Genomic DNA, 2035 nt, shown 5'->3' with positions numbered 1-2035 from the left:
TAGGGGATATTCTCGATGACCCCATCAAGATCGCCGCCGAAGAAATTTGATCTTGAAGGGTCTGTGCTGCCCCATTCAAGTGTCCCCTCCGGATCGTTCTTCCGATTGGAGTTCGCAAACCGTTCAGGGAAGATTTGATACCAGACTGTGTCTTTTACCCACTCGGGTGCCTGGAAAACATCAGCTGCATTTAAGAATGGAAAGCAAAAGTAATCACCGATGTCTAATGACGGATTTTCGGCAAACCCTTTTTCTCCATAAAAAATTTCTTCGTTTCCATCATTGAGGACAAATCCGTAGCGGAGGCGTCTGAAAGGAGGTGTCAAAGGAGCAAACCAGTAATCAAATAATTGATCGGTGCCTGATAAGGTCATTTCTTTCTTATCGTAAACCCACTCTCCATTATCCCATTGATAGGGGTCACCGTGGAGGAGGGAAGCAGTTTTAATATCGTGTTTCTTAGTTCTGATTCTGATATGGAGTTCGTCTTTAGTGCAAGCGTATGCATAGTTGTCCTTCGGTCGATGATAGATTGCTTCAAGTAACATGGCGGGAGCCTCCTTCTATCCATTTTTATATAAAGAGTAGTCTACTCTTGCGGTGTTGTCAATCAAACATATCGTCTATACGGAAGCGATTGTTTATTTTTCTATTAAACTTAAAAATATTGAAAAAACTATTGCTAAATGAGTTTTAATTTGTATAATAGGAAATAGGTTGTGCAATCGCTTTCACACATAACTGTGAGCAGGGTTTTTGCACCTTTCTATATTTATGTGTGCAAACGGTTGTACAACCCCGGGGAAAGTATGCAATTACCTATAATTAGGAGGGGTCAAGATGAAGAAAGCATTATCATTGTTAATGGTAGTGATGCTAGTACTGGGTGCGTTGGCTGCTTGTGGTCCTAACCGTGAAGAACAATCTTCAGGAAATAAAGACAGCGGGAAAAAAGCTGACGATGCCAACAAGCCTGAAAAGCTGGTTATCTGGGAAGATGAAAAGAAATCCGGTTGGCTGGATGAAGTAGGTGCCAAGTTCACTGAAGAAACAGGCATCGAATTAGAAGTGAAAGAAGTGGAAATGGCCAGCAAAATGAGAGAACAATTGCGTTTAGACGGTCCTGCGGGAACTGGCCCTGACGTATTGACTTTACCGCATGACCAAATCGGTGAACTTGCTCTTGCAGGTCATATCGCTCCATTAGAAATTGAAGAAGATGTAGAGAACCGTTTTACTGAATCTTCTATAACAGCTCAAAGCTACGAAGGAAAACTATATGGTCTTCCCAAGTCATCTGAAACGCCAGTATTTATTTATAATAAAGAATTAATGAAAGAAGCTCCTGAAACAATGGATGAAGTACATTCATTCTCTAAAGATTTCACGAAAGATGGGAACTTTGGATTCTTGGCTTTATGGGATAACTATTACTTTGCACACGCGCCGATAGGCGGGTTCGGCGGTTATGTATTTGCTGAAAAGGACGGGGCATTGGATCCGAAAGATCTTGGCTTGAACAATGAAGGTGCTGTTGAAGGTACCGAGTATATTCAGAAATGGTACTCAGAAGGATTATTCCCTAAAGGAATCGTCGGTGAAAATGGCGGATCTGCAATGGACGGCCTATTTAACGAAGGAAAAGTTGCTTCGGTAATGAACGGACCATGGTCTTTCCAAGGTTATAAAGATGCTGGAATCGATATCGGTATTTCTGCTATGCCAAAGCTTCCTAACGGAGAGCCAATGAAAACGTTCATGGGGGTTAAAGGATGGCACGTATCCGGATACTCTGAAAATAAAGAATGGGCTCAAAAGTTCATCGAATTCATCACTCAAGATGAATATGCTAAGCTTCGTTTCGAACAAACTCAAGAAGTTCCGACAAACCAAGGGCTGATCGAAGACCCTGCGATTGCCGATAATCCAGGTGCAAAAGCGGTAGCCGAACAGTCTCAATATGCGGTCCCAATGCCGAATATCCCTGAAATGGGTACGGTGTGGGAACCTATGGCCAATGCACTTCAGACTGTGG

Annotated in this window: 2 protein-coding genes; one reads left to right on the top strand and one right to left on the bottom strand. The window is 42.6% G+C overall.

What is annotated here, in order from left to right; genetic code table 11:
- Nucleotides 1-548, bottom strand: a 548-nt coding sequence (locus HP456_RS05380; protein ID WP_172248986.1) for an alpha amylase N-terminal ig-like domain-containing protein, incomplete at its 3' end; no start/stop codon positions are given.
- Between the two features lie 292 nt (nt 549-840).
- Here HP456_RS05380 and HP456_RS05375 point away from each other — a divergent pair.
- The coding region (locus tag HP456_RS05375; RefSeq protein ID WP_172248985.1) for an extracellular solute-binding protein at nt 841-2035 on the top strand (1195 nt) is incomplete at its 3' end.

Origin of the sequence: Bacillus haikouensis (genome assembly GCF_013179555.1) — a bacterium.
Taxonomy (GTDB): domain Bacteria; phylum Bacillota; class Bacilli; order Bacillales; family Bacillaceae_B; genus Rossellomorea; species Rossellomorea haikouensis_A.
Note: the sequence above shows the minus strand (reverse complement) of the source record. Positions and strands in the feature narration are given on the sequence as shown.